This window comes from Lentzea albidocapillata, assembly GCF_000719115.1.
Lineage (GTDB): Bacteria > Actinomycetota > Actinomycetes > Mycobacteriales > Pseudonocardiaceae > Lentzea > Lentzea albidocapillata.
Window position 1 is genome coordinate 1 of sequence record NZ_JOEA01000087.1, and the last position, 344, is coordinate 344.

1 protein-coding gene is annotated in these 344 nt (G+C 72.7%); it reads right to left on the reverse strand.

Annotated features, from left to right (window positions below; translation table 11 throughout):
• The coding region (locus tag IG04_RS0141935; RefSeq protein WP_157513150.1) for an MFS transporter at positions 1-344 on the reverse strand (344 nt) is incomplete at both ends.

The following is a 344-nucleotide window of genomic DNA, read 5'->3' on the forward strand; positions in this document are numbered from 1 at the left end:
CGTTGACGTAGAACACCCACGGCCAGCTGAGGTACTCGGTGATCACGCCGCCGAGGAAGACACCGGCGGTGCCACCGGCCGGAGCGGCGGCGCCGTAGATCGCGAGCGCCTTGCCGAGCTGCGCCGGTTCGCCACCGAACAGCATCATCAGCAGGGTCAGGGCCGAGGGCGCGATGAGCGCGGCTCCGGCTCCCTGCACCGCGCGGCCGAGCAGCTCGACCCAGATCTCGCTCGCGGCGCCGGCCACGACGGAGCCCGCGAGGAGCACCAGCCAGCCGGTGGCGAACATGCGGCGGGCGCCGAACAGGTCGGACAGCTTGCCGCCGAGCAGCAGCAACCCACCG